This window comes from Acinetobacter sp. Ver3 (genome assembly GCF_000632455.1).
Lineage (GTDB): Bacteria > Pseudomonadota > Gammaproteobacteria > Pseudomonadales > Moraxellaceae > Acinetobacter.
The window spans coordinates 1-2368 of the sequence record NZ_JFYL01000136.1; the positions used below are offsets into that span (position 1 = coordinate 1).

The following is a 2368-nucleotide window of genomic DNA, read 5'->3' on the forward strand; positions in this document are numbered from 1 at the left end:
TCATGCCCATACCCCATCATAAACATCGTGCATATCAAGCTCATAAAAACTTTGCTGCTGAACAGCGATACCAGTCAGTTGGCTCGCTCGTTCGACCAATACTTCAGAATAGTCGATAGCATCAACTTGATAGCCTTTATTTTTAAAAGCCAAAGTGTCACGCCCTGAGCCACAGCCTAAATCCAGGATGCGTGCTGAATCTGGCAACTCAGCTAAAAATGGTTGGTATAGGCTTTCCATATCCACATACAACGTGACTTGTAAAAATTGATCTGCGTATTGGTTGTAATAGTCTATTGTTTTCATATTGGTTGCTTAGGCTAAACACTGACCCCAGTCTACTAAAAAACAAAAAAATAAGGGAGCATTTGCTCCCTTATCTTTTTAGTCAAATAAATCTGCTCTTACTTCTTCCAAAGCACGATCTGACTTAAAGCGATTACATATCGGGTGAATAATTGCTCCATTTTCTAAAACACCGTAACCACCTTCTGCTTTCGATTCTCGATGATCTACTTCAGTTGACTCAAGGTATAAAGCGCTATCACATACTTCGCAATAGCTCCATATTTTCCTTTCCTCACGTTGATAAAGATTTCTTTTGGTCGCGAGTGAAAAATTTAGAGGTTTTTTCTTCTTTGTTAGTCTTACTGATTTCACAAAGCTCACAACATCATCCACAATGCTCTCATCATAATCACCACCAAAACGGTCAAGGTAAAAATCATTAAAATTAATACAATCAAATGATTGACTCATCGAAAGAATGACCGTGTTCAAACAAACTTCATCTTCAAAATCTAAATTCATATTGAGTCCAATACAGATAAAGGCTTGATACACGTTCTTCAATCGCTCATGTGATCTGATCCCGCTACCAAACGTAAGCGTCCGCTGAATCCCATACCAATTTTTAATTCGATTTAGGTTTCCAGCAGTGTGGCAGTAACTCTTCAATCTGGGTCACTTTATGTGTCGGCAGCCTTTTCAGCACATCACTTAAATAGGCATACGGATCCAAGCCATTCAGCTTTGCTGACTGGATTAAAGTCATGATATTCGCCGCTCGCTGGCCGCTGCGCAGCGAGCCAGCAAACAGCCAGTTCTTGCGCCCTAAGGCCCAAGGTCGCATTGAGTTCTCTGCCCCTTGCGAAGCAATGCTTCTCATGTCAATGGGTAGATTGCCATCATCCAAATAGCGGCTTAAAGCTGGCCAACGCTTCAGAGTGTAATTGATGGCCTTGGCGGTTGAAGAACTCGATGGCACTGTCAGATGATGTTGGTTGAGCCATTCATATAGTTGTTGCATCACTGGTTGACTATGCTGTTGTCGGTATTCGCGGCGGTCTTCCGCTGTACCATCGGTCTTTTTCCTGAGCTCTGCTTCTATCGCATACAGTTTCTGAATCAGCACTAATGCCTGTTCAGCGACCTGACTTTTCCCAGTTACATGCAGTTCATGGAATTTACGACGTGCATGGGCCATGCAGCCCACCTCAATGACCTGGCCTGATTTAAAGCGTGCTTTATAACCACTGTAATCATCACAGACTAGATAACCCTGCCAGCCTTTCAAGAACTCTGCAGCATGCTGGCCTGAACGACTATCCTGAAAGTCATAGATCACCGCCTGAACTGGATTGTACTGTGTAGTGGCATAGGCCCAGACATAACCTTTCTTCGGTTTTTTCTCATTCTCACCCATCCGCATGATGGTGACCGGTGTTTCATCTGCATGCAGCACCTGCTGTTGTAGTACCACCTCTTTTAAGACATTGGCCAGAGGCTCCAGTTCCACACCGCAGCGACCTATCTGAGAAGCATTGCTTCGTAAGAGATAACGTTGATCTAGAAAGCTCGATTCCCGCCCGCTGATAGATCAGACGTTGACGGTACAGCGGTAAATGATCGGCATACTTCGATACCAGCACATGGCTGAGCAGTTCAGGTGAAGCAATGCCTTTATCAATCACATAGGCAGGCATCGCTTGCTGAGTCAGGGTGTCACACTGATCACAGACCCATTTGCCACGGACATGCTGTTCCTTGTAGAACTGTGCCGGTCTGAAATGCAGTTTTTCACTGATATCTTCGCCGATACGACGTAACTGGCAGCCACAACTGCATTGGGTTGATGCAGGTTCATGCTCAATACGGATGGTGTGTAGATGATCCGGCAGCAGTCGACGTTTAGGTTTATTTGCTTTGGCTTTGTGTGTCGCTGCATCGGTTTTATCTGCATTCAGCCGTTCCAGTTCCAGATCAACGGCTGCGATATCCTCTTCAACCGCTTCGTCCCACAGATGGATTTGTTTTGCGGTGAGATGTTCGTTTTTACTGCCAAATTTGGTGGTGTTTCAAAAAGTAC

At 44.6% G+C, this 2368-nt stretch carries 1 protein-coding gene and 2 pseudogenes; all 3 read right to left on the bottom strand.

Annotation, left to right across the window (positions count from 1 at the left end):
* A pseudogene (locus tag CL42_RS15860) lies at nucleotides 1-306 on the bottom strand (class I SAM-dependent methyltransferase); the annotation flags it as partial.
* A gap of 78 nt (nucleotides 307-384) precedes the next feature.
* On the bottom strand, nucleotides 385-810 hold the full coding sequence (locus CL42_RS15865; RefSeq protein WP_035270843.1) for an HNH endonuclease: 426 nt from the start codon (nucleotides 808-810) through the stop codon (nucleotides 385-387).
* Nucleotides 811-913: 103 nt separating this feature from the next.
* Nucleotides 914-2348: pseudogene (gene tnpC, locus CL42_RS15870) on the bottom strand (IS66 family transposase); the annotation flags it as partial.
* Between the last annotated feature and the right edge of the window lie 20 nt (nucleotides 2349-2368).

Coding starts and splice junctions, on each gene's coding strand:
- CL42_RS15865 (WP_035270843.1), bottom strand. CDS start 810: ATGAATTTAGATTTTGAAGATGAAGTTTGTTTGAACACGGTCATTCTT.